The 24,972-nt window shown below is 40.4% G+C and carries 26 protein-coding genes; 18 read left to right on the top strand and 8 right to left on the bottom strand.

The genetic code is table 11. The features are described from left to right. Positions 1–43 precede the first annotated feature (43 nt). Positions 44–1,315: a serine--tRNA ligase gene (gene serS / locus KO513_RS13070; protein ID WP_215913727.1), complete on the top strand. Its 1,272-nt coding sequence runs from the start codon at positions 44–46 to the stop codon at positions 1,313–1,315. A 69-nt stretch (positions 1,316–1,384) separates the two neighbouring features. Here the strand turns inward: serS and KO513_RS13065 are convergent, their stop codons facing one another. Next, complete coding sequence (locus tag KO513_RS13065) at positions 1,385–1,696, bottom strand: hypothetical protein (RefSeq protein WP_215913726.1); 312 nt, start codon at positions 1,694–1,696, stop codon at positions 1,385–1,387. A gap of 206 nt (positions 1,697–1,902) precedes the next feature. On the opposite strand from KO513_RS13065, the gene KO513_RS13060 reads away from it, so the two are divergent. The 11 genes from KO513_RS13060 to KO513_RS13010 all read left to right on the top strand — a co-directional run bounded on the left by KO513_RS13060 (position 1,903) and on the right by KO513_RS13010 (position 10,212). Then, a complete protein-coding gene (locus tag KO513_RS13060) occupies positions 1,903–3,687 on the top strand; it encodes a tetratricopeptide repeat protein (RefSeq protein WP_215913725.1) in 1,785 nt (594 codons plus the stop codon). A 16-nt stretch (positions 3,688–3,703) separates the two neighbouring features. Further along, positions 3,704–4,015 (top strand): DUF4286 family protein, encoded by a 312-nt coding sequence (locus KO513_RS13055; RefSeq protein WP_215913724.1) that lies wholly within the window; start codon positions 3,704–3,706, stop codon positions 4,013–4,015. 4 nt (positions 4,016–4,019) lie between these two features. Continuing rightward, positions 4,020–4,322 carry a gamma-glutamylcyclotransferase family protein gene (locus tag KO513_RS13050; RefSeq protein ID WP_215913723.1) on the top strand — a complete coding sequence of 101 codons (303 nt, stop codon included), beginning with the start codon at positions 4,020–4,022 and terminating at the stop codon, positions 4,320–4,322. A 9-nt stretch (positions 4,323–4,331) separates the two neighbouring features. After that, positions 4,332–5,195, top strand: coding sequence for a 16S rRNA (adenine(1518)-N(6)/adenine(1519)-N(6))-dimethyltransferase RsmA (rsmA, locus tag KO513_RS13045; protein ID WP_215913722.1), 864 nt, complete (start codon positions 4,332–4,334; stop codon positions 5,193–5,195). 172 nt (positions 5,196–5,367) lie between these two features. Continuing rightward, the gene (gene mgtE, locus KO513_RS13040) at positions 5,368–6,720 is read left to right on the top strand and encodes a magnesium transporter (RefSeq protein WP_215437540.1); all 1,353 of its coding nucleotides are present in this window, start codon (positions 5,368–5,370) and stop codon (positions 6,718–6,720) included. Positions 6,721–6,918: 198 nt separating this feature from the next. Next, positions 6,919–7,881: a 2-hydroxyacid dehydrogenase gene (locus KO513_RS13035; protein WP_215438209.1), complete on the top strand. Its 963-nt coding sequence runs from the start codon at positions 6,919–6,921 to the stop codon at positions 7,879–7,881. An 86-nt stretch (positions 7,882–7,967) separates the two neighbouring features. Beyond that, positions 7,968–8,339, top strand: coding sequence for a VOC family protein (locus tag KO513_RS13030; RefSeq protein ID WP_215437538.1), 372 nt, complete (start codon positions 7,968–7,970; stop codon positions 8,337–8,339). A 2-nt stretch (positions 8,340–8,341) separates the two neighbouring features. Beyond that, positions 8,342–8,803 (top strand): DUF1801 domain-containing protein, encoded by a 462-nt coding sequence (locus KO513_RS13025; protein WP_215913721.1) that lies wholly within the window; start codon positions 8,342–8,344, stop codon positions 8,801–8,803. 57 nt (positions 8,804–8,860) lie between these two features. Then, entirely contained in the window at positions 8,861–9,247 is a 387-nt protein-coding gene (locus tag KO513_RS13020) for a VOC family protein (RefSeq protein WP_215913720.1), read from the top strand. Between the two features lie 183 nt (positions 9,248–9,430). Then, positions 9,431–9,697: a hypothetical protein gene (locus tag KO513_RS13015; protein WP_215913719.1), complete on the top strand. Its 267-nt coding sequence runs from the start codon at positions 9,431–9,433 to the stop codon at positions 9,695–9,697. Between the two features lie 14 nt (positions 9,698–9,711). Next, complete coding sequence (locus tag KO513_RS13010; protein WP_252735789.1) at positions 9,712–10,212, top strand: GNAT family N-acetyltransferase; 501 nt, start codon at positions 9,712–9,714, stop codon at positions 10,210–10,212. A 14-nt stretch (positions 10,213–10,226) separates the two neighbouring features. Here KO513_RS13010 and KO513_RS13005 read toward each other — a convergent pair whose 3' ends face one another. The 4 genes from KO513_RS13005 to KO513_RS12990 form a co-directional block, all read right to left on the bottom strand. Further along, the gene (locus KO513_RS13005; protein ID WP_215913718.1) at positions 10,227–12,038 is read right to left on the bottom strand and encodes a GNAT family N-acyltransferase; all 1,812 of its coding nucleotides are present in this window, start codon (positions 12,036–12,038) and stop codon (positions 10,227–10,229) included. Between the two features lie 89 nt (positions 12,039–12,127). After that, entirely contained in the window at positions 12,128–13,378 is a 1,251-nt protein-coding gene (locus tag KO513_RS13000) for an aspartate kinase (protein ID WP_215913717.1), read from the bottom strand. Positions 13,379–13,418: 40 nt separating this feature from the next. Next, positions 13,419–13,724 (bottom strand): n-acetylglutamate synthase, encoded by a 306-nt coding sequence (locus KO513_RS12995; protein WP_371735718.1) that lies wholly within the window; start codon positions 13,722–13,724, stop codon positions 13,419–13,421. Positions 13,725–13,765: 41 nt separating this feature from the next. After that, positions 13,766–14,245, bottom strand: a complete 480-nt coding sequence (locus tag KO513_RS12990) for a GNAT family N-acetyltransferase (protein WP_215913716.1) — start codon at positions 14,243–14,245, stop codon at positions 13,766–13,768. Between the two features lie 110 nt (positions 14,246–14,355). On the opposite strand from KO513_RS12990, the gene fbp reads away from it, so the two are divergent. Beyond that, positions 14,356–15,366: a class 1 fructose-bisphosphatase gene (fbp, locus tag KO513_RS12985; RefSeq protein WP_215437515.1), complete on the top strand. Its 1,011-nt coding sequence runs from the start codon at positions 14,356–14,358 to the stop codon at positions 15,364–15,366. An 81-nt stretch (positions 15,367–15,447) separates the two neighbouring features. Here fbp and KO513_RS12980 read toward each other — a convergent pair whose 3' ends face one another. After that, positions 15,448–15,870, bottom strand: coding sequence for a TerB family tellurite resistance protein (locus KO513_RS12980; protein WP_215437513.1), 423 nt, complete (start codon positions 15,868–15,870; stop codon positions 15,448–15,450). Positions 15,871–16,019: 149 nt separating this feature from the next. Between KO513_RS12980 and KO513_RS12975 the strand changes: the two genes are divergently transcribed. The 3 genes from KO513_RS12975 (at position 16,020) to KO513_RS12965 (ending at position 21,188) form a co-directional block, all read left to right on the top strand. Next, positions 16,020–17,054, top strand: a complete 1,035-nt coding sequence (locus KO513_RS12975; RefSeq protein WP_215913715.1) for a ligase-associated DNA damage response exonuclease — start codon at positions 16,020–16,022, stop codon at positions 17,052–17,054. Positions 17,055–17,116: 62 nt separating this feature from the next. Next, positions 17,117–18,718 carry an ATP-dependent DNA ligase gene (locus tag KO513_RS12970; protein ID WP_215914030.1) on the top strand — a complete coding sequence of 534 codons (1,602 nt, stop codon included), beginning with the start codon at positions 17,117–17,119 and terminating at the stop codon, positions 18,716–18,718. Between the two features lie 7 nt (positions 18,719–18,725). Continuing rightward, positions 18,726–21,188, top strand: coding sequence for a ligase-associated DNA damage response DEXH box helicase (locus KO513_RS12965; protein ID WP_215913714.1), 2,463 nt, complete (start codon positions 18,726–18,728; stop codon positions 21,186–21,188). A gap of 84 nt (positions 21,189–21,272) precedes the next feature. On the opposite strand, the gene KO513_RS12960 is transcribed toward KO513_RS12965, so the two are convergent. Then, a complete protein-coding gene (locus KO513_RS12960) occupies positions 21,273–21,710 on the bottom strand; it encodes a lipocalin family protein (RefSeq protein ID WP_215913713.1) in 438 nt (145 codons plus the stop codon). A gap of 76 nt (positions 21,711–21,786) precedes the next feature. Here KO513_RS12960 and pdeM point away from each other — a divergent pair, with 76 nt between their 5' ends. Beyond that, complete coding sequence (gene pdeM / locus KO513_RS12955) at positions 21,787–22,419, top strand: ligase-associated DNA damage response endonuclease PdeM (protein ID WP_215913712.1); 633 nt, start codon at positions 21,787–21,789, stop codon at positions 22,417–22,419. Positions 22,420–22,515: 96 nt separating this feature from the next. Continuing rightward, the gene (locus tag KO513_RS12950) at positions 22,516–23,316 is read left to right on the top strand and encodes a tryptophan-rich sensory protein (protein ID WP_215913711.1); all 801 of its coding nucleotides are present in this window, start codon (positions 22,516–22,518) and stop codon (positions 23,314–23,316) included. Positions 23,317–23,320: 4 nt separating this feature from the next. Here KO513_RS12950 and KO513_RS12945 read toward each other — a convergent pair whose 3' ends face one another. Then, on the bottom strand, positions 23,321–24,670 hold the full coding sequence (locus KO513_RS12945; protein ID WP_215913710.1) for a dihydrolipoyl dehydrogenase family protein: 1,350 nt from the start codon (positions 24,668–24,670) through the stop codon (positions 23,321–23,323). Between the last annotated feature and the right edge of the window lie 302 nt (positions 24,671–24,972).

The following is a 24,972-nucleotide window of genomic DNA, read 5'->3' as shown; positions in this document are numbered from 1 at the left end:
TTTTTAATCATTAGTTTAAATTTGCAGACTAAATTTAAGAGCAATGTTACAGCTACAGGTCGTTAGAGACAAAAAAGACGACATCATAAACGCATTAAAAAAGCGCAATATAGATGCCGCACCATTGATTAATGAAGTGTTGGAGTTGGATGAAAAAAGACGTGCAACACAAACTTCCTTGGACAACACCCTAGCGGAAAGCAACAAACTTTCCAAAGAAATAGGCATGCTCTTTAAGACTGGAAAAGCCCAAGAAGCCAACGTTCTCAAAGAGAAAACAGTGACCTTAAAGGAAGATTCCAAAAGATTGGGCGAAGAGCTTAATACTATTTCCGAAAATTTACAGAGCGTTCTTTATAAAATACCTAACGTTCCCCATGAATCAGTTCCTGCAGGTAATTCAGATGAGGACAACGAAGAGATTTTTAAAGAAGGAGACATACCTACTTTAAATACCGATGCTCTACCCCATTGGGAATTGGCAAAGAAATATGATATCATAGATTTTGAATTGGGCGTAAAAATTACAGGTGCCGGTTTTCCCGTATACAAAGGAAAAGGTGCCAGATTGCAACGTGCCCTAATCTCTTATTTTTTAGATAAAAATACAGAAGCAGGTTACACCGAAATGCAAGTACCGCACTTGGTTAACGAAGCATCCGGTTTTGGAACTGGGCAATTACCTGACAAAGAAGGGCAAATGTACCATGTAGGAGAAGATGACCTTTACCTTATTCCAACTGCCGAAGTACCGGTTACCAATCTTTTTCGTGACGAGATAGTTGCCGAAAGCGATTTCCCTATCCGCTATACGGCTTACACACCTTGTTTTAGGAGAGAGGCAGGAAGCTACGGCGCACATGTTCGTGGCCTTAACCGTCTTCACCAGTTTGATAAAGTGGAAATTGTTCGGGTGGAAAACCCCGCCAATTCGTACCAAGCTTTGGATAACATGGTAGAACATGTAAAAAATATCCTTAGAGAACTAAAATTACCATACCGCATTCTAAGACTTTGCGGCGGTGACCTAGGTTTTACGGCAGCCCTTACTTTTGATTTTGAGGTGTTTTCCACGGCGCAGGACCGTTGGTTAGAAATTAGCTCTGTTTCCAATTTTGAAGCCTACCAGGCCAACCGACTAAAACTACGGTACAAAGACGAAAACGGAAAAAGCCAGTTTGCCCATACATTAAACGGAAGCTCTTTGGCCTTACCGCGTGTTTTAGCTGGGATTTTGGAAAATTATCAAACTGCTGATGGTATTCAAATACCCGAGGTATTGGTACCTTATTGTGGATTTGACCGTATAGATTAATTTTAAGTCCAAGAAAATAAAATCGGCCAGAACAGTTATCCGTTCTGGCCGATTTTCACCTAACACAATTTACAACTCTCCTTCTCCTACTTCTTCTCCCGAAGCATATACCACATAATTCTTATTGGTAGTATTGAAAGTAACTCTAATTGGTTTTTCGTTTCTAACCAAATCTAAATAATCACTGTATCTATCTATAGGTTGATACCCTACACCAGTTTTTATATTCTCGTTATACGTATTCCCGGAAAGATTTCCCTCTCTAAAAATCAGATATAATCTATATCCGTCCGCACAATACAAATTAATCCTACCGGAATTCTCTCCATTGGGATAAAGGAACGCCGCGTAACGATCACAATTTTTTACAAATGTTGCCATAACTCTATATGTATTTAAATGAAACAAATAACAATTTGATTATAAATGTATTACACAATAATAAAGGTCAGATATGGTATTGTACGAACAGTCTGCAATCTTGTATAAATTGAAACAAATACGATTTAAAGCCTATTTACTCCCAAATTATAGTCCCCTTAACAGATTCTTTTCCCAAGCTGCCTTAAATTTGTTAAATTTCATATATGAAGGCTCTCCATACTATCGCCATTCTTCTTATTACCTTCTCTACTGTGGCCCAAGATGATTTCTTGGCCAAACAGTATTTTAATGATGGTGATTATGAAAAGGCCGTGGTGTACTATAAAAAACTAACGGATAAAAATCCTAGTAGAACAGATTATACAGAAGCTCTTATAGCCACCTACCAACAATTGGAACGTTATACGGATGCCGAAAACTTTTTGCTGGAAAAATTAAAAAATGCCCGGGCATACCCTACACTATTTATTGAAATGGGGTATAATTACAGATTACAGAACCAACCGGAAAAGGCCAAGGCATACTACGAGAAAGCAATCGCTAAAATAGATGAAAATCCTAATTATGGATATGGTATTGGCTACCGCTTTCAGAAATACGCTTTGTTAGACGAAGCCCTTAAGGCCTACACCAGGGCTATGGAACTCAACCCCCAGCTGGATTACAATTACCAAATGGCCCGTATTTACGGAGAACAGGGCAATATTGAGAAAATGTACGTATCCTACTTAAACCTCATTAGCGAGGGCAAAACATCAAAATCTAACGTGCTTCGTAATATTGATGATTTTATAACTGCGGATGCTGAAAACGAGAACAACCTTATCCTTAAAAAAACGCTATTGCAGAATGCGCAAAAGAATCCGGATATTCTTTGGAACGAGCTTTTGAGCTGGCTATTTGTACAACAAAAGCAGTATAGTAGCGCCTTTCGTCAGGAAAAGGCTATTTACAAACGCTTAGAAGGTTCTAATATGCAACGCCTTAATGCCCTTGGGAATTTAGCTCTTGAGGACTCCGAAACCGACACCGCTCAAGAAATCTTTCAATACATTGCGGATAACAGTGCAGACGAGGTCACTAAACTTAATGCACAACTGAACCTTATAGACATTCAACTTTTAGAGCCCACAAAAAAAAGTTTAGAAGCGGTAGAAAAGCAATTTAACAATCTGATAAATATTCATGGTTACAAGGCCCAGACTTTACAATTACAGGTTGCCTACGCCAACTTTTTGACCTTTAAACAAGAAACTCCAGAGCAAGCTATCAAAATTCTAAAACAAAGTTTAGAGCTTCCGTTAAACGCCCGTGGAAAAGCTTTCGTAAAACTGGCATTGGGAGATATTTTGGTATATGATAAAAAATTTAATGAGGCGCTCATCTATTTTTCACAAATACAGCAAAATCTAAAAAATGATGTGCTGGGGCAAAATGCACGGTTTAAAGTGGCCCAGACCAGTTTTTACAAAGGCGATTTTGATTGGGCCCTCACCCAGTTAAAAGTGCTCAGAAGCTCAACATCGCAGCTTATAGCCAATGATGCCATGCAGCTGAGTTTATTAATTTCGGATAACTCACTGGAAGATTCAACCCAAACTGCTCTTAAAAAATATGCCCGGGCAGACCTTTTGGCCTACCAGAATAAAACCAAAGAGGCCATTACGGAACTTAATGACATTCTTGAAAACCATAAAGGCGAAAAAATTGAGGACGAGGCCCTTCTAAAACAAGGTGAACTTTTAGAAAGCACCAAAGCCTACGAAGCTGCCGAATACAACTACCAAAAAATAACTGAATTCTACGCCAATGGTATTCTAGCGGACGACGCTCATTTTGCACTGGCAGAACTCTATAGAAATAAACTAAATCAACCTGAAAAAGCTAAGTCGCATTACGAGAAAATTATTTATAACTATCAAGACAGTTATTATTTTCCACAGGCGAGAAAGAATTTTAGAATGTTGCGGGGCGATGCTGTAAATTAAAATAAAAACCAACACTATGTACATATACAATGTAACAACAAATATAGAAGAATCAGTTCATGACGAATGGCTGATATGGATGCGTGAAGTCCATATTCCGGACGTATTGGCTACAGGCAAGTTCCTGAACGCCAAAATGAGCAAAATTCTGATAGAAGAGGATATGGGCGGGGTTAGTTATTCGGTTCAGTTTACAACGCTGAGCAGAGAAGTACTGGAAAGCTATTATTCTGAGGACGCTCCCAGATTGCGCGAAGATGCACACAAAAAATTTCCAAATAAATTCGTTTCGTTCAGAACCGAAATGGAGGTGGTAAGCGAACATTAGTACCATGCAATACCTTTTTACTTACGGTACACTTCAAGACCTGAACGTACAGGAACAGGTTTTTGGCCGTACCTTAAAAGGAGAGCAGGATGTTTTAGAAGCGTTTAGAATTTCCCCTGACAAAATAATGGGCAGATACCTCGTTGCCGAAAAAACGAACAGCAGGGAAGACCAAATTGAGGGCATTGTTTATGAGCTTAAGCAAAGCGAGTTAACAATGGCCGACCTCTATGAGGGAGAGGCATACAAAAAAATTGAAGTCGGCTTAAAATCGGGCAAAATAGCTTGGGTTTATGTAAAGGCTTGAGAAGAAAATATGGGCAAGAAAAAGAAAAAGCAGTACGAACAGACACATACAAAATCATGGAAAGAAGACAGTCCAGTCAAAGCTAAAAAGCACTTAGGGCAACACTTTCTAAAAGATGAAGAAATAGCCCAAAAAATTGCGGATACCCTTTCTTTGGACGGGTATAGGAATGTAGTTGAAATAGGGCCTGGAACGGGTGTACTAACCAAATACCTGTTGCTGCAAGACATAAATCTAGTAGCAATGGATCTGGATGCCGATTCTATTGTCTATCTCAATCATAGTTTCCCCTTGGAACACCCCAAGGCAATGGCAGGAAAAAGTACGCTCCAGGTAATTGAAGCCGATTTTCTAAAGTATGACCTTACCGAGATTTTTGGTGAGGAACAATTTGCCATAACCGGAAACTTCCCCTATAACATATCTACACAAATTGTTTTTAAAATGCTGGAAATGAAAGCACAGGTGCCTGAATTTTCCGGTATGTTTCAAAAGGAAGTTGCCAAACGTATTTGCGAAGGAGAAGGCAACAAAACCTATGGTATTCTATCCGTACTGGTGCAGGCCTATTATGATGCCGAATATTTGTTCACGGTTTCGCCCCAAGTTTTTGACCCTCCACCAAAAGTACAGTCCGGGGTGCTCCGTTTGGTCCGTAAAAAGAATTTCACGTTAGATTGTGATGAAAAATTATTCTTTAAAGTGGTTAAGGCCGCATTCAACCAACGTAGAAAAACCATAAGGAACAGTTTAAAAGTATTTAACCTCTCACCGGAACTTAGGGGAGATATTATTTTTGACCAACGTCCCGAGCAACTTAGCGTGACGGATTTTGTTGCACTTACAAAAAAAATAGCCTTGGATCTAGACTAGGTATTTTTGGTCTGTATATACTTTATTTTCCTATAATTATAATCTTGACAAATTTATAGGGTGATTTTTATCTATAAAGCGTGCTAAGAAATCGTAAAGAGCACAGTGCTTTAAGCCTTTTTCTTTAGCTTTGCCGCAGTTTCTTCATAAATGCTTTATATGATAAGATAGGATGACGCCATTTAAACTCACAGATGAACTTCTAGCTGAAATCGAGCAGCTAATTGAATCCCGAGGAGATACCAGCTTGGTAAACCTGATGGAGGAAATACATTATGCCGATATTGCCGAAATCATCAATGAGTTAAACGAAGATGAAGCCACCTATCTGATTAAACTTCTTGAGAGCGATAAAACTTCAGATGTCCTAACAGAATTGGACGAAGACGTACGGGAGTCCATCTTGAACAATCTTTCCGCAAAAGAAATTGCAGAAGAGCTGGATGAGTTGGATACGGATGATGCCGCGGATATTATTGGAGAACTTCCCAATGAGATTATCCAAGAAGTTATTTCCGAATTGGAAGACCGGGAACACGCCAAGGATATTGTAGACCTTTTACGTTATGATGAAAACTCTGCCGGCGGACTTATGGCCAAAGAGCTTGTAAAAGTACGCGAGAGCTGGGACGTACTCAAATGTGTAAAAGAAATGCGCGCCCAGGCCGAGAACGTTACCCGTGTCCACTCCATTTACGTAGTAGACGATACGGACAAACTAAAAGGACGCCTATCTTTAAAAGATTTACTTACTACCTCTACACGCACGCACATTAGTGAAGTGTATATTCCAAAAGTTGATTCGGTAAACGTTAACGAAAAACCTGAGGAAGTAGCAAAAATCATGTCAAAATATGACTTGGAAGCCATTCCCGTAGTTGACGAAATAGGAAGATTGGTAGGCCGTATTACTATTGATGATATTGTAGACGTTATTCGTGAAGAGGCCGAGAAGGATTACCAAATGGCTGCCGGTATATCTCAAGACGTAGAGGCAGATGATAGCATTTGGGACCTTACCCGAGCACGACTACCTTGGCTATTTTTAGGCCTAGTGGGCGGTATTGGCGCAGCGGGTATCATGGGCGGTTTTGAAGAAATGATCAGCAAACATGCCGTATTGTTCTTTTTTACCCCGTTAATTGCGGCAATGGCCGGTAATGTTGGGGTACAATCCAGCGCCATAGTTGTACAAGGTCTGGCTAATGATGATTTAAAGGGCAGCGTTGGGAATCGCCTTATAAAAGAGTTGCTTTTAGCACTCCTGAACGGTACTATCCTTGCTACCATTTTATTACTTTTTACCTGGTTATGGAAGGGTGATTTCCTCACCTCTCTATCCATTTGCCTCTCTTTAATTGCCGTTATCCTAGTGGCGGGCTTCATTGGCACCTTCATCCCATTGTTTTTGCATAAAAGAGGCATTGACCCTGCCATTGCCACAGGACCGTTTATTACGACCAGTAATGACATTTTTGGTATCCTCATTTATTTCTCCATTGCAAAATTGGTGTTGGGCATCTAGACCAAAGCATGTATTTCATTACCTTTGTTCGCTATTCAGTGGAGAAGACCATTTAATTATTATCCATCTGAAAAAAAAATACCGCCTCAGGTAGACCAAACATCCTTTTCAATATATGAGCCGTTCCATATGGAAACAATAGGGTTTGTATGATTAATTTGAAAAGACACAAAACGCCAGAACACTATGGAAGGAAAAATGAAGATTTTACATGTGGATGTCAACCATCCGCTCTTAATAGAACAGTTTAATGAACTAGGTTTTCAGAACGATGAAGACTACACTTCTTCTAAAGCAGAAATTGAAGCTAAAATTCATGAATATGACGGACTCATCATTCGCAGTAGATTTAGTATTGACAGTGAATTTCTGAACAAAGCGTCCAAACTTCAATTTATAGGAAGACTGGGTGCGGGACTGGAAAACATTGATGTACGCCATGCCGAAGCCAATGGTATATTCTTGGCAGCGGCGCCTGAAGGTAACAGAAATGCTGTAGGGGAACATACGCTGGGAATGCTTCTGTCTCTTTTCAACAAACTACAAAAAGCAGACAAAGAAGTTCGCTCCGGAAAATGGGACCGCGAAGGCAACCGTGGCATAGAACTAGATGGCAGAACTGTTGGTATTATTGGGTATGGCAACATGGGCAAGGCATTCGCAAAAAAACTGCGCGGTTTTGATGTAGAAGTTATTTGTTATGACATACAAGGTGGTGTAGGCGATGAAAATGCCCGCCAAGTTGGTATTATGGAACTGCACCAACGTACAGACGTATTAAGCCTACATGTACCCCAAACGGAACTTACCATTGGCATGATCAATACTGAGTTTATAGGAAAATTCCACAAACCGTTTTGGTTAATGAATACGGCAAGAGGTAAAGCTGTGGTTAGCGAAGATTTGGTTTCAGGCCTTAAATCAGGTAAAGTTTTGGGTGCGGGTCTAGATGTATTGGAGTACGAAAAGGCCTCTTTTGAAAATATGTTCACGACCCACGCCAATGGCACAGCAGACCTTAGTCAGATACCAGAAGCGTTTCAATATCTTATTCAGGCAGAAAACGTATTGCTCACACCCCATGTAGCCGGATGGACCGTAGAAAGTCTAGAAAAACTGGCACAGACCGTAGTAGATAAGGTAAAAGCAAAATTTTGCTAACTTAGAAGACCATAATCCAAATTGCATGTACGTTCCCCCAATCGGATTATGGAGCGTATAGTTTGTTCATCCAAAATAAAAAAGCAATGCAATTAGGTAACTTTTCGGTAAGCCTGAATGTCAAGGACATTCAGGTTTCAAAGCAATTCTATGAAACTTTGGGCTTCTCTGTTTTTGCCGGAGATATTGCTCAAAATTGGCTAATCCTGAAAAATGGTGATGCCACTATTGGTCTATTTCAAGGCATGATCGATAAAAACATCCTTACTTTTAATCCCGGCTGGAATTCCAACGCAGAACCCTTGGATTCCTTTACCGATGTTCGGGAACTTCAAGCAAAGTTTAAGGCCCAAGGTTTACAATTAGATGTTGAGGCAGATGAAAGTTCCTCCGGACCGGCTTCCTGTATGCTAAAAGACCCGGACGGAAATCCTATTTTAATAGACCAACACGTTTGATCATGAATTATAAAGCAGATTCACCTGAGGCTTATATTGCACAGCTTCCTGCCGAACGCCAAGAAGTCATATCCAAATTGAGAAAAACAATTTTGGACCATCTTCCTACTGGATTTGAGGAACAAATAAGCTACGGAATGCTTGGCTACGTAGTACCATACTCCCTTTATCCTGACGGTTACCATTGCAATCCCAAACTTCCACTTCCCTTTATAAACTTAGCTTCTCAAAAGAATTTTGTAGCATTATACCATTCGGGAATTTATGCTAATCCAGAACTCTATGATTGGTTTGTAGCGGAGTATCCAAAACATTGCAAACGCAAACTGGACATGGGCAAAAGCTGTATTCGGTTTAAATCTATGACAGACATACCTTATGAACTCATTGCTGAACTCAGTACAAAAATGAGCGTAGATGATTGGATCGCATTGTATGAAAAAAATACAAGAACCAAAAAGTAACTATATTGACTACCATCTACCATTAGCAATCATTTCATAAATTTAGAACGGATTCATATGAAAAACAGAGTTACAGGTTTAGGAGGCTTCTTTTTCAAAACAAAAGACCCTGACGGGATAAAGACATGGTATAAAGAACATTTAGGACTTAATACGGACCAATATGGTTGTACGTTTTGGTGGAAAGATAAAGAGGGAAACGACTGTTCTACCCAATGGAGCCCTATGAACGAGAATACCAACTATTTTGAACCTAGCAAGAAACAGTTCATGATGAATTTTAGGGTTGAAAATTTGGTTGAGTTGCTTGAGGTTTTAAAAGAGGAAGGGGTTACCGTAGTGGGCGAAATAGAGGAATACGAATACGGTAAGTTCGGGTGGATCTTAGACCCCGAAGGCAACAAACTAGAATTGTGGGAGCCTATTGACAAGGCTTTTTTATAATCGAAAAAACGACTTACATTTAAGAACAGAATAACCAAAACAACCAACACGATGTCCGACGAAAAAAAAGAATTTGGATAAGACTTTGCAGAAGATGCCAAAAAAGCCGCAAACGAATTTCAAGAAGAAGTAAAGAAGACCTTTGACCCTAACAGTCCCGATAACGGCAAAATTGTGGCCATTGTGGCACATATTACAGTAATAGGGTGGATTGTGGCACTCATAATGAACTCGCAGAACAGAACAGAATTTGGAAGTTTCTACATTAGACAGACCCTTGGCATTTGGCTGCTGACCATTGTTCTAAGTATTATCCCCATTGTAGGTTGTTTTGCCGCTGTGATCGGACTGGTATTAATCGTTATGAGCCTTATAAATGCGGCCAGTAATAAAATGGACCCCACAGTTGTGGTAGGTGAGTATTTTCAAGATTGGTTTAAAAGTCTATAATTTTCAACTTTTTTATGGTAGAAATTCAGTTAAGGGCCATGCTCCCCGAAGATTGGCCTTCCGTTTCTAAAATTTACGTTGATGGCATGGCAACCGGATACGCCACGTTTGAACAACAAACTCCCACATACGAAGCATGGGATAAAGCGCACCTTAACCATTGTAGAATAGTAGCTGTTGAAAAAGAAAAGTGTTTGGGTTGGGCGGCACTTTCGCCGGTATCTAGCCGCTGTGTTTATGGAGGTGTTGGCGAAGTCAGCATTTACATCTCTGAAGAGGCACGGGGAAAAGGCATAGGTTCAAAACTTATGCAAGCCCTAATCATGCAAAGCGAAGAGAACGGGCTATGGACACTGCAATCCGGGATATTTCCCGAAAACAAGGGAAGCATCAGACTTCATGAAAAAATGGGCTTTAGGTATATAGGAAAACGTGAAAGTATTGGTAAAAGAGACGGTCTCTGGAAAGACAACCTATTGTTTGAAAGAAGAAGTACTGTAGTGGGCGTAGATTAATTTAAAACAGCCCCCTAAATGTTTTGTTGCGCCTCCATAAACTTACGCTCCAGTTCCGCCTGAAACTCTTCCATTACAGGTTTTACCGTACTCTCGGGCAAATCTGCGATCTTAATGTACATTAACCCATCTATAGCGTTGTTAAACAATGGATCTACATTAAATGCAACTACTTTCGCATTTTGCTTGATGTATTTTTTAATGAGAACGGGCAACCTAAGATTTCCTGGTTCTACCTCATCGATCAATTTATCAAACTTATTTAAATCAGCTTGGGTCTCATCAAAAACAAACTCCTTATCGGCATCCTTCAACTTTACCTTAAATTCTTTTTTAGGTCGTACATACTGGGCTACATAGGGATCCCAATAGTTACTCTTCATAAACTCGATCATTAACGATTTAGAAAAGTTGGAAAATTGGTTACTGATACTCACTCCACCAATTAAATATTTATGTTCCGGATGACGCAGCGTAGTATGTACAATACCCTTCCAGAGCAAGAACAACGGCATAGGTTTTAATTGATATTCCTTTACGATATAGGCCCTTCCCATTTCTATGGACTTGCTCATCATACCAAAAAGTTCAGGCTCAAACCGAAATAAATCTTGAAGATAAAACCCATCTATGCCATACTTGGCAAAGATTTCAGAACCAAGCCCCATACGGTAGGCTCCGGCAATTACCTTTGCCTCGTTATCCCACAAAAACATATGGTGATAGTACGCATCAAACTCATCAATATCTATAGAATTGTTGGTGCCCTCGCCAATTTCACGAAAAGTAATCTCTCTTTGACGACCAATTTCTTGAAGCGTAAACGGAATTTCATCCGCAGGTGCCAAAAACACCTCATAGTTCTTGCTTTGCACCATTCGCCTATCATTCTCAACAAGCTTTTCGATCTCGGCCTCTATAACCTCTCCTCTAACGGGCTGGGCTATTTTTCTAGGCTGTTTGGGTAACTTTAGAGATGTGGGTATTTGATCTATTAACCTCTCCTTTTCATAAGCATTGGCCAATATGTATGTTTTTCTCCGCAATAACTCGGAATACTCTTCCAACGTTTCCTGTTCTTTCTGAGTTGCCACGGAAATAGGCTGACCAATACGTACTTTAATAGGTCTGTTTCTTTGCGAAAATACTTCAGAAGGCAACTTTGCGGTACGGAACACCCCACCAATCTTTGCCAGGCGATAAAACAATTTACTATTCTTGGCGTGAAAATAAATGGGAACAACAGGTACCTCTGCTTTTCTAATAAGTTTAATAGCCGTTTCTTCCCAAGGTTTATCTACCGCTATTTTACCCTCTTTGCGAGTAGATACCTCTCCTGCAGGAAATATCCCAACGGGGTGACCTTGCCTTAGATGCAACATGGCCTTCTTAAATCCCGAAATACTGCTCTTGGCCTCTTTACGGTCTTCAAACGGATTTACCGGAAAAATGTACTGTGCCAAGGGTTTAAAACGCTGTAACAAGAAGTTGGCCATTACCTTATAATCTGACCTATGGCCCAGCATCAACTTTAATAAGACTATACCATCTATCCCTCCTAAAGGGTGGTTGCTTACCGTAATGAAAGGCCCTTCTTTTGGCAAACGTTTTAAGTCTTCCTCGGGTATTTCATAATCAATTTCATACTCTTCAAGAACGGCATCCAAGAATTCCGAGCCCTCTAGATGGCTCATCTTATCATACCTCCTGTTCATGTTAGAAATCATCGTGACCTTAAGCAGTATCCAAGCCGAAAACGTACCAAAAACCCCGTATTTATCAAGTTTGGTAGCTTTGGCCACTTCTTTTGCGGTCACTAAACCCATAGTTCTTTTATCAATTAGGTGACCGCTAAGATAGGAAAAACACTAGAGGAGACTCCCTTTTTAACAAATTTAGACTTACACGATCAATATTACTTTACCACCAACTGTAGTGTCTCCTTACCCCTTTGCTCTAAAAGAACTTCGTGTCCGTTTTGCAAAGACTCAATAGCCTTTTCATCAAAATGCCTTATGGTATAGAGAGATACGCCTTCATGGTGCACGACCTTGAACCTGCTTTTAAGTAAGTTTAAAAGATCCTCTAAACGTCCAAAACGATTATCGACACAAACCGAAAAACTAATTGCGGAATTCTGTATCAGGTCTACCTTCATCTTGTGGTCATGGAACAACTTAAAAAGTTCACTTATACTATCTTCTACAATGAACGAAAAATCCAATGAGGAAAGCTTCATAAGAACTTGATTTTTCTTCACGATAAAACAAGGCACTTTTGGCTCTATGCCAACTCCTTTACCTACAGTGGTACCTGAATCTTTTGGATTTAGAAATGATTTTACGTGAAGTGGAATCTCTTTTTGCTGCAGAGGCTGTAACGTTTTTGGGTGTATTACGGATGCTCCGTAGAACGCAAGCTCAATGGCCTCACGATAAGATATGTTGTTCAACAGTTGGGTTTCGGAAAAATACCTTGGATCGGCATTAAGTACACCGGGTACATCTTTCCAAATAGTAACCGAATCCGCATTTAAGCAATAGGCCAATATAGCCGCGGTATAATCCGAACCTTCCCTACCCAAAGTAGTTGTAAAGTTATTGTCATCACTACCTAAAAAACCTTGGGTAATGTTCAATTTGGATTTATCTATACCTTTGGAAATGCGGTCTTGGGTCTTCTCCCAGTTTACGGAAACATCACGATAACTGTCATTGGTTTTTATAAAATCTCGAATATCCACCCAGTTGCTTTTTATCCCTACATCATTCAAATAGGCATTGAGGATAGTTGTTGAAATTAATTCGCCATAACCCACGACTTGGTCGTACACAAAATTATAATTGGGCGATTTGTTCCAAGCCAAAAAGCCTTGTACCTCATCAAACAAACCTTTGACCAAAGCAAATACCTCATGGCCATTGTTTGAAAAAAGGTCTCTAAGAATAGCATCATGATATGCTATTGTTTCTTGAAAAGCAGCCGTTAAAGCGGACTTATCATTAAAATAGGCATTTACCGTTGCTTCCATAGCATTGGTAGTTTTGCCCATGGCGGATACAACAACCATAGTATTCTCATGGCCTGTTTGCCTTAGTACATTCACCACGTTTTTTACTCCATCAGCATCTTTTACCGATGCACCGCCAAACTTAAATACTCGCATATGTTTTACTATTTATCTTAAATTTTTTATACTAAAAAGATTAAAGCTCCTCTAAAATAGATGTACCTCGGGAACCATCTCCAGAGGTCCACTGCCAACTTTCATGTAGCTTTATTTTTCCTTCTTTGTTTATTTCTGGCTTAGACAAGCATGTGCCTGTCATTAATGCTCCATCTGTATTTACTTGATGGTAGCGCATGTCTATATTTCCGTTTTCATCTACCAAACCTATGAGATGGCCTTTTACAATCTTACCTCCTGCATACTCAGAAGTGAGAATGTTGCCTGTCTGGCGATACTCAAAAATAGTCTCTTGTGTAGTTTCCCCGTTATCGGAATTCTGCACCGGGCGGAATCTTTTACCATCGTAGTTCATTACAATAGACCTTATTGGAGTTCCAAAAATGTTTTAATGCCGTTCTCGTCTAATTGCACCACGTCCCAGTCGCGCATTACCCTTGCCCCATTTTTTTCATAGAAAGCAATGGCCGGCTCGTTCCAGTCCAATACTTCCCAACAGATTCTTCGTACACCCAAGTCGTTCCCATAATTGACCACTTCTTTTAAAAGGGCACTTCCCAGGCCACTACCACGCATCTTTTCCGTAACAATAAGGTCTTCTAGGTGAATTACCGGTCCTTTCCAAGTAGAGTATCTTGGATAGACCAAAGCCATACCCACAATCCCTTCTTGGGTCTCACCAACAAAACAGTGAAAAAGTTTTTTTTCACCAAAACCATCGTTTTTCAAATCCTCTACGGTTACCTCAACAGCATTGGATTCCTTTTCAAAAACAGCTAGTTCTTTAATTAATGTCAGTACTTGCGGCATATCACCCTCTTGGGCTTCACGAATTGAATAGCTCATAATTGTTATAAATAAAACACGAAGTTATAAATTTAAACATTCAAATCTAAACCAATGGAACATAGTTTCACAAAATAGCCGATATTTGTGGTCAAATAAACAGCCTAAACATGCACCATAAAAAAAACCAAACGCTCGGAGAGTTTATTATTGAAAATCAAGATTCGTTTAAATACTCATCTGGAGAGCTTTCAAAATTAATCAATGCCATTCGTTTGGCGGCAAAGGTGGTTAACCACGAGGTAAACAAAGCCGGTCTAGTGGATATTCTTGGAAAAGCCGGTGAGACTAATATTCAAGGGGAAGACCAACAGAAGTTAGATGTCTTTGCCAATGAAAAATTCATAAACACCTTAGCTAACAGGGAAATTGTTTGTGGAATAGCTTCTGAGGAAGAGGATGATTTTATAGCCATTAACAGTAACGACGAGGATAACCAAAACAAATATGTAGTACTGATAGACCCTTTGGACGGATCGTCTAACGTAGACGTAAATGTTTCCGTAGGTACTATATTTTCTATCTACCGAAGAGTTACCCCTGTAGGTACACCCGTTACCATTGAGGATTTCCTACAACCCGGAAATAAGCAAGTAGCTGCAGGATATGTGGTGTACGGAACTTCAACCATGCTTGTTTATACTACGGGAGATGGCGTAAACGGATTTACATTGAATCCCGCTATTGGCACCTTCTATCTATCGCACCCTAACATGCAGTTTCCTGAAAATGGAACTATCTATTCCGTAAACGAAGGTAAATACGTGCATTTTCACCAAGGGGTAAAAGATTATATTAAATATTGCCAGGCCGAAGAAGGAGACAGACCTTATACCTCAAGGTATATTGGCTCTTTGGTCTCCGATTTTCATAGAAATATGATTAAAGGCGGTATCTACATGTATCCTAAAAGTAGTGTAACCCAAGAGGGCAAACTGCGTCTTTTATACGAATGTAATCCTATGGCGTTTTTAGCTGAACAGGCCAACGGACTGGCAACTGGTGGCAAGACCCGCATCTTAGATATTGTTCCTACAGAATTGCACCAACGTGTGCCTTTCTTCTGCGGAAGTAGAAAAATGGTAGAAAAACTACAAGAATTTCTAGACAAATACCATTGATTACACCAAATACCCAAAAGCATCCTAAAAACAAAAAAGCCCGGAAACCATTTATTTTCCGGGCTTCTTTTATGCTTTACCTTAGTGTTTCAAAAGGTATAAATAATCATCAAAATCTATTCTTCCGCTAAAAATAGCAACAGACTTCTCAATTACCTTATCGGCCTGCTCTCCTGAAAAACCAAGTCCGATAGCGTACTTTTTTAATAGTACCATTTCCTCATCATCTATGTGATGGTCAGAAAAGATAATACGGAAAAGATCATAAAGACGCTCCAATCTGTTTTCTGAAGTATGTGGTGGGTCAATAGGATATTTATTCTCCTTTTTCATCACCTCTTTATACTCGGATTCGGTTATATCGAACTTTGCCGCAAAACGGTCCAACATACTTTTTTCTTCCGAGCTTATTTCTCCGTCTACACTAGCCAAAGTTGCAATAGCCGCAAAATGTGCTAAGTTTCTTCTGTGCTCTCCACTAGTATATAAATCTGCGATTGCCATATGTATTAATTTTATTGGCAGCAAATATAATTTTTTTAGAGGTCATTCCCTTCCTCCCATATGATTATTTTGAACCCGCCTTTTGGCATTACACCACATCTTGATGTATACGGATGGCATTTCAGAATATTACGTAACATTCAATGAACATGAAAAAACCGCTTCTTGAATTCACCGATAAAGGTATTTATTGCAGTGCCGCCAAGGTTTATCTAGACCCGTGGAAACCTGTAGATAAAGCCATAATCTCTCACGGTCATGCAGACCATAGCAGGTGGGGACATAAACAATATATTACACATCATAGAAATGTACCCATAATCAGTCACCGTCTTGGGGAAATCAATGTTTCCGGTAGGGAATGGGGAGAATCCTTTACCATCAATAATGTAAAATTCAGCCTTCATCCTGCTGGCCATATTATTGGTTCATCACAAATTCGAGTAGAACATAAGGGCGAAGTATGGGTGTTTACAGGAGATTACAAAACCGAGAACGACGGTATCTCCACCCCCTACATACCCATTAAATGCGATACCTTCATTACGGAATGCACCTTTGGCCTACCCGCTTTTAAATGGACTCCCCAGCAAGAGGTTTTTGAAGATATCAACCAGTGGTGGACAGATAACCAGGCCGGGAGAAAAACCTCAATTCTATTTGGTTACAGCTTAGGAAAAGCACAAAGACTACTCAAATATCTAGACACGGATATAGGCAAGATATACACCCATGGGGCCATTGAGAACATGACCCAAGTGCTTCGCCCATTAGTGGATTTTCCCGAAACGACCTTAATTACCAAGGAAACCAAAAAAGAGGAGCTTCTTGGAAATATTGTTCTGGCCCCGCCCAGTGCACACGGCAGTACTTGGATCCGTAAAATGGTTCCCTACGTAACGGCTTCCGCAAGCGGTTGGATGACTTTTAGGGGAGCCCGCCGCAGAAGGGCCATTGACAAAGGTTTTGTTCTGAGCGACCACTGCGACTGGCAGGGACTCTTATCCAGCATTGAGGCAACGGGAGCGGAAAAAATCATTTGCACCCACGGGTATACCGAAATCTTTTCAAGATACCTGCGCGAAAAGGGTTATGACGCCCGTACGGAAGAAACCCAATACGGTGATGAGGAAGACAGCGCTACCCCAGAAGAGACCACACCCCTTGAAACCCAGACCTCATGAAGCAAGAACAAACTATATCGGAAATTGATAATACTACCGTTTTTGAATTGAAAGAACTTGGTATGCGCGGTTTTGCCGCATTGATAAAAACCTTGGACAGCACCAATAAGACCAATGTTAAGGTCCAGGCCTTAACGAGTTATTTTTTGGCAGCGAGCGACAAGGACAAAGTATGGACGATTGCCATTTTATCGCATCGTCGCCCACCTCGTCCCGTAAACACCACCCTATTGCGGGAATGGGCTTCCGAACTGGCCAACATTCCACTTTGGTTGTTTGAGGAAAGCTATCACATTGTGGGCGATTTGGCCGAAACCATCGCTCTCATTGTTCCATCCAGCAAAACATCCACAGAAAAAACATTGACCCAATTTTTGGAGGAGATGATAGCATTAAAAAAGAAATCGGACAATGATAAAAAAACCTACCTCTTTGAAAACTGGAAAGTACTTGATTATTATGAGCGTTTTGTTTTCACCAAATTGATTACCGGAGGGTTTCGCATTGGTGTAAGCCAGAAATTAATGACTAGGGCATTGGCAAAGGCCACTAAAATAGATGAAGATATTTTGGCCTATAAACTTATGGGTAACTGGGACCCTAACGTAATTAGCTTTCAAGAGCTTATTTTAGAAGAAAACGAAAGCGATTATCTGTCCAAACCCTACCCGTTTTATCTTGCGTATGCTATTGAGGATGAGCCGGAAGATTTGGGCGATGTCAGCCTGTGGTCCGCAGAACATAAATGGGATGGCATACGTTCGCAGGTAATTCTTAGAAATGACGAGCTGTTTGTTTGGAGCCGTGGTGAAGAATTGGTGACCGATAAATATCCTGAGTTCAATCAATTTAAAACAACCATTCCCAATGGCACGGTGATAGACGGGGAAATTCTACCCTATATTGATGGACAAATAGGCACTTTCAACGATTTGCAGACACGCATTGGACGCAAGACCGTTTCTAAGGCCTTACTTAAAAAGGTACCCGTTATCCTAAAGGCCTACGATATTCTGGAATGGGAGGGAAATGATATTAGAAACAAACCATTTGCTGAGCGCAGAGCCATTTTAGAAAAATTATACCAAAAGACGAACAATTTAGACATACCGTTTCACCTTTCCGAAACGATGCATTTTAGCTCGTGGGAAGAAGTCGCCAAGGAGAGGGAACGCTCCCGGGAAATGTTCAGCGAAGGACTCATGCTTAAACGTAAGGACTCCCCTTATTTAGTGGGAAGAAAAAAAGGGGATTGGTGGAAATGGAAAGTAGACCCGTTGACCATTGATGCCGTCCTAACCTATGCCATGCGAGGACATGGTAGACGCAGTAATCTGTTTACCGATTATACCTTTGCTCTATGGAACGAAAATGACGAAGGTGAAAAAGAACTGGTTACTTTTGCCAAAGCCTATTCAGGATTGACCGATGCAGAATTTAGAAAAGTTGATGCTTGGATCAAGAAAAACACTTTGGAACGGTTTGGACCCGTTCGCTCGGTTACCCCTCATCACGTGTTTGAAATTGCATTTGAGGGCATAGCCTTATCCAAGAGGCACAAAAGCGGTGTGGCTACTAGGTTTCCAAGGATATTGAGATGGCGCAAAGACAAAAGTATTCATGAAGCCAATTCCTTAGACGATTTAAAGTCGATGATTCCTTAATTCAACGATGAACAGAGAAGAACTTTATCAAGTCGCACAAAATTGGTTCGACCAACAAAACTGGAAGCCTTTCAAGTTTCAAAAAGATACTTGGAAAGTTTTCCTACAAGGTAAAAACGGACTATTAAACGCTCCTACGGGCAGTGGTAAAACTTATGCACTCTGGTTTCCTATTGTCTTAAACTACATCAAGAAAAATCCGCAGTACAAGACCAAACACAAAAAAGGCTTAAAAGCAATTTGGATTACCCCTTTACGGGCGCTTTCCCAAGAAATCAGGCAATCAGCAGAACGGGTCACCGCAGATTTGGAAACCCAGATGACCGTAGGCATAAGAACCGGTGATACAACGGCCAAAGAACGGGCAGGACAGAAAAAACAGATGCCCGATCTACTGATTACAACGCCTGAAAGTCTTCAGCTTTTATTGGCTACAAAGGGCTACGATAAGATTTTTAAAGACTGTTCTGCAATCGTGGTTGATGAATGGCACGAACTATTAGGCACCAAACGAGGTGTTCAAATGGAACTGGCCTTATCCCGTTTGAAAACCATATCCAAAGACCTCCGTATTTGGGGAATATCAGCAACAATTGGCAACCTGGACCAAGCTCGGGAAGTATTATTAGGCCCACAGACCGATGCCTTGGAAAATTCCGTCATGATAAGGGCGAATATCAAAAAGAAAATCAAGGTAAAGAGCATCATTCCCAAGAAAATGGAAACCTTCCCGTGGCGTGGGCACCTAGGACTCCATTTACTGGAAGATGTTGTGCCAATTATCAACAATAGCAAAACTACCCTGCTATTTACCAATACCCGTAGCCAGTGTGAAATATGGTTCCAGAAAATCTTGGAAAAACACCCAGAATATGCAGGAGAGATAGCCATGCACCACGGAAGCATCAACAAAGAAACGCGGCTTTGGGTAGAACAGGCCATCCGAAACGAGAGTCTTAAAGCCGTGGTCTGTACCTCTAGTTTGGACTTGGGTGTGGATTTCGCTCCCGTAGAAACGGTTATACAAATTGGCGGACCAAAAGGCGTAGCCCGTTTTTTACAACGTGCGGGCCGTAGTGGCCACCGACCCGGAAAAGAAAGTGTCATTCATTTTTTACCTACCCACGCCATGGAACTTATTGAAGCATCCGCACTGCAGGTGGCCGTCAAGGATAATGCCGTGGAAGACCGTCTGCCCTACCTCAACAGTTTTGATGTACTCCTTCAGTATTTGACCACTTTGGCCATCTCGGACGGGTTTTATCCCAATGATATTTTTCCTGAAATAAGACGAACTTTTTGTTACCAAGGTATTACCGAAGACCAATGGCAATGGCTACTGAATTTTTTGGTGATGGGCAGCCAAAGTCTAAGCAGTTATGACGAATATAAAAAAGTGGAGGTTGAAGATGATGGCAAGTTTAAGGTGAACAACCGCGGTATTGCCATGCGCCATCGTTTTCAAATCGGGACGATTGTTGGTGATGCCACCATTACCGTCAAATACCAAACCGGAGGCTACATCGGCTCCATTGAAGAGTATTTTATTTCTAAATTGACACGAGGGGATGTCTTTACATTTGCTGGAAGAAATTTGGAATTTATCCGCATTAAAGGCATGCAGGCCCATGTACGCAACTCCACTAAAAAGACGAATAAGGTTCCTAGTTGGATGGGAGGCCGACTTAGTTTTTCGGCACAGATGTCAGAATTGCTTCGTCAAGAACTATACAAAGCTGCTGCCAATGACTTGCAAGGTCCGGAATTAAAATCGCTCAAACCTATTTTTGACAAGCAGCGGGAAGAAAGTATCGTTCCCACACCTGCAGAATTTTTAATAGAAACCTTTAAGACCCGAGACGGGTACCACCACATATTCTACCCTTTTGAAGGCAGGGCCGTTCATGAGGCTATGAGTAGTTTGCTGTCTTACCGAATTAGTCTGTTGCAACCTATAACGGTCTCCTTGGCATTCAATGACTACGGTTTTGAGATGTTGAGCGATAAGCCCATAGACATTCAAGCGGTTTTGGACAATGATTTGTTTACTACGGATTATATGTTGTCCGATTTGCAGAAGAGCCTCAACTCCAACGAAATGGCACGGCGTAAATTTCGTGATATCGCCGTGATAAGCGGTATGGTCTTTACCGGTTATCCGAATAAGGGTATTAAAATGAAGCACCTGCAAAGCAATTCCCAGTTATTATTTGATGTTTTTAAGGATTATGAGGCCGACAACCTACTCTTTCAACAGGCTTTCACTGAAACTTTTGAGCATCAATTGGAAGAAGGGCGTTTACGAATGGCCCTTACGCGAATTGAACATCAAACTATTGTCTGGAAGGAATGTTCAAAAGCCACTCCCTTTTCGTTTCCGATTATAACGGACAGACTGAGAGAAAAACTGAGTTCGGAAAAATTGGCCGATCGTATTAAGCGGATGACCAAGATTCTAATGAAAAAATAAGAGCAAAAAAAACCTGCTAATCCTTAGGACTTAGCAGGCAGATTATCTTCAACAAAATAAGCTTATGTTGTGCTCAATCTTATATCATTTCTTTTTGTAAGTCGCTTTATAAACATAAGTGCCATTTTCATCCTGGTCTACAGTTGAAATAGTAAGCTGATCTCCTGAAATTGTATAATCAGCAGTTTCTCCATCAAAGCCATCTTCAGCAGTAAACAATTTACCTGCATCAGTTATTTCCCACTTCCCAGAGAAATTATCATTATCATCTACCACACATTCATTCTCATTACCTTCAGCAGGATCGTAATCTATATATTCAAAAACTCCATCAGATTTAAAAATTACAGTCTCTTCCAAATCACAATTATCCAGTTCAAAGGGGTCGTCATTTTCCGATTCTGAAACAAGCTGCCAAGAGCCTATCAATGCATCTTCTGGGCTTTCTGAACTATCGTCATCACTACATGAAGAAAATAAACCAAGGGTAATTGCACTGAGTAAAATAAAACTTCTTTTCATAAGTAAAGGTTTGTGGTTTTTGTTATTTGATTTTTAACAAAACGGGTCATTCATCCTTTTAGTATCTTTGTTCGTTATGGCCCCATCTTTGGAAATAAAAAAACACCATTTTACCATGCACCCTTCAGGGGCACTTTTTTGGAAGGAAAAATCAACGCTTCTCATAAGTGATGTGCATCTAGGAAAGGTTTCTCATTTTAGAAAATTTGGTGCCGCGGTTCCAAAATATGCAGTACATAAAAATTATATTTTGATGGACGAACTCATCAAAACCTACCAACCTTTCAATGTATGTTTTATGGGAGACCTGTTTCATTCGCACATTAATAAAGAATGGGCATTATTCGAGAATTGGGTGGCAAAAACCCCATCAAAAATCACATTGATTACCGGCAATCATGACATCATAGCTCCTGAAAGATTTGAAGCATTGGAAATAGACCAATTTGACGAACTAATCGTAGAAGACTTTCTTCTGACCCACCACCCTGAAGAAAGAGAAGGTTTGTTCAATTTTTGCGGACACATACATCCTGCGATAAAACTGAAGGGTTTTGGGCGTCAACACTTGAGACTCCCTTGTTTTTTCAAAACAAAAAATCAAATGATTTTGCCCGCTTTTGGCGCATTTACGGGGACGTATGTTCTGGAACCTCAAGAAAGTGACCAGATATTCGTAATTGCTGATGACGAGGTCATTAGGGTATAACGTTTATGCCTGCCCATATTAAAAAAGTCCTTTTTAAAAGGGATGCGATACACTAAAATAAGTTGAGCAGATTACATTTGTCCAAAGCAGAAAAACATGGCCAAAACATATTCTATCCTCAATCTTTTTTCGGTAATTATAGTGATTTTAGTCAATTATCTTTCTCAAGCATTTCGGTTGAATGGAACTACCATAGGAGAAATCAGTAGCAAATATGATAATCTCTTTACTCCTGCGGGATATGCTTTTTCCATTTGGGGAATCATCTTTTTAAGTCTTATCGGCTATTCTATTTTTCAGGTGAGACGGGCTTTTTTCAGCAAAAAGGAAAGTGACTTTATTAATCAAACGGGATATTGGTTCTTTATCGCCAACATGCTCAATGCGGCATGGGTGCTGGCCTTTGTATTCGATTATACCGGATTATCTGTTTTAATAATGCTCGGAATTCTATTTTCGCTCATTAAAATTATTCTGAATACGAATATGGAAAGGTGGGACGCTCCTATTGAAATTATTGCTTTCACTTGGTGGCCTATCTGTATCTACAGTGGATGGATTGCGGTAGCAACTATTGCTAATATTTCCGCTTATCTAATGAAATTGGGTTGGAGCGGAGGTTCATTTTCAGAAGAAGTATGGACACTTATGCTTCTCGGTATTGCCACGGCGATAAATCTGACCATCACTTGGAAACGGAACATGCGCGAATTTGCACTTGTGGCCGTTTGGGCTTTTATCGCAATATTTGTTAGACACCAAGAAAATTATGAACTAATTGCCTATTCAGCACTTGTTGCATCCGTAATTCTGTTTGTTTCTTCAATGATACATGCCATCAAAAACAAAGACACCAGCCCAGCTCATAAACTCAAGGAACGACTTAATAAGCATTAAGCGCTTAAACCATGGATTTAATATCATTGGACCATGATGGATACGTAAATATGGTCTTTTTTATTTGATCAGCGGTCATACCTTGATTAATTGCCATAGCAAATAGATTTATAGTCTCACCAGCTTCAGGGCCAATAAGGTGAGCACCAACAATTTCCTGAGTACGCTGATTCAGAAGAATTTTATACGCGTATACCGGAGCATTAACACGTTTGGCATTGAACCAATCCGGCACCGACTCAAAATTGACAATCACATTTTTATACCTTGCCTTTGCCTCTTCTTCGGAATAGCCTACAGAAGCTAAATTTGGTAACGTGTACACCACAGAAGGAGTAACCGGTACATCAAACTCATTTTTGTTACCTTCAATAATATTGTTTGCTACTATACTTCCTTCTATTCCAGAAAGTGGTGTTAACGGCAAACCTTTATCCGCAACATCCCCACAAGCATATACATTTTCGTTGGTTTTGTTCTGTAGATATGCGTTTGTCTCAATCCCGTTATCGCCATAGGCTACATTTCCATTTTCTAGTTTCAGCTTTGCAATAGCAGGAATACGACCGGCCGTATTAAAAACAGAACGCGTTTTTAATATCTCTGATTTTCCTTTTTTATCGTAAGCAATCTTGTAGTTTTTAGAACCCTTTTTTACGCCTGTAATTTTAGCTCCAAAAATAAATTCGATGCCCAAGTCTTTTGAATAGGAGGTCAATTCTTTTACCAAATCCGCATCAAAAGGCTTAAGTGGCCTTTTGCCCGAATCTATTACGGTTACCTTAGCGCCCGCTCTAGCAGCAATATGTGCAAACTCCATACCCACATACCCCGCTCCGATAAAGGTAATGTTCTTTGGAAGCTTCTTTTGACCCAAAAAGTCATCACTTGCCTTTAAATGTTTATTCCCTTTGAAATTCAATTTTCTAGGCTCATACCCTGTTGCGATAACAATCTTGTCCGCTTTTACAGTTTTCCCCTCAACGGATAATGTCTTTTCATCCAGAAACTCGGGCGATTGATGGTATAAGGTGATACCTCTATCCTTTAAATCCTCTTCTGTTGCTTTGGGCACCGGAGAAGTGAAATTTTCTTTAAACTTCATCAACTTTTTCCAGCTCAGATCAGGAATACTTTTAATTCCCTTACCTAGAAGTTGGTTGCTCGTCTCTAATAACTCAGTGGCACCCAACAACACTTTTTTTGGGTCACAGCCCCGGTTGGCACAGGTTCCGCCATATTCTCGTTTATCCGCCATGGCTACAGTAAGGCCTGCATCAACACATTTTTTTGCAACTACCTTACCGGCAGTTCCACTTCCTATCACAAATACATCATATTTTTGTTCCTTCATCTGAATCCATTTTTAGCACAACCGCAACCAAACGGCAATCCTCGAATTAGTCAAACAAGTTCCCTTTTTTACCTGAAACCTATTGATGCTACCGCTACAATTGTGAACGCTATACCACGGGGTTCATTAATTTATAGCAATACAACACAAAAAACCGATTAATAGGGTACAAAAACATGAGCCGAGTTCGCTACCTTTACACTCACAAAAATCGAGAGACCTGTTCATTATCAGGTCAAGGTATTATCATCTTGAACGGACCGGTACAACAAAATCCGTTTAAGTTCTTAAAAAACTAACGG

The sequence above is a fragment of the Zobellia sp. B3R18 genome (genome assembly GCF_018860715.1).
Taxonomy (GTDB): Bacteria; Bacteroidota; Bacteroidia; order Flavobacteriales; family Flavobacteriaceae; genus Zobellia; species Zobellia russellii.
The sequence above is the reverse complement of the archived record's forward strand: the minus strand, read 5'-3'. Positions and strand labels throughout refer to the sequence as shown.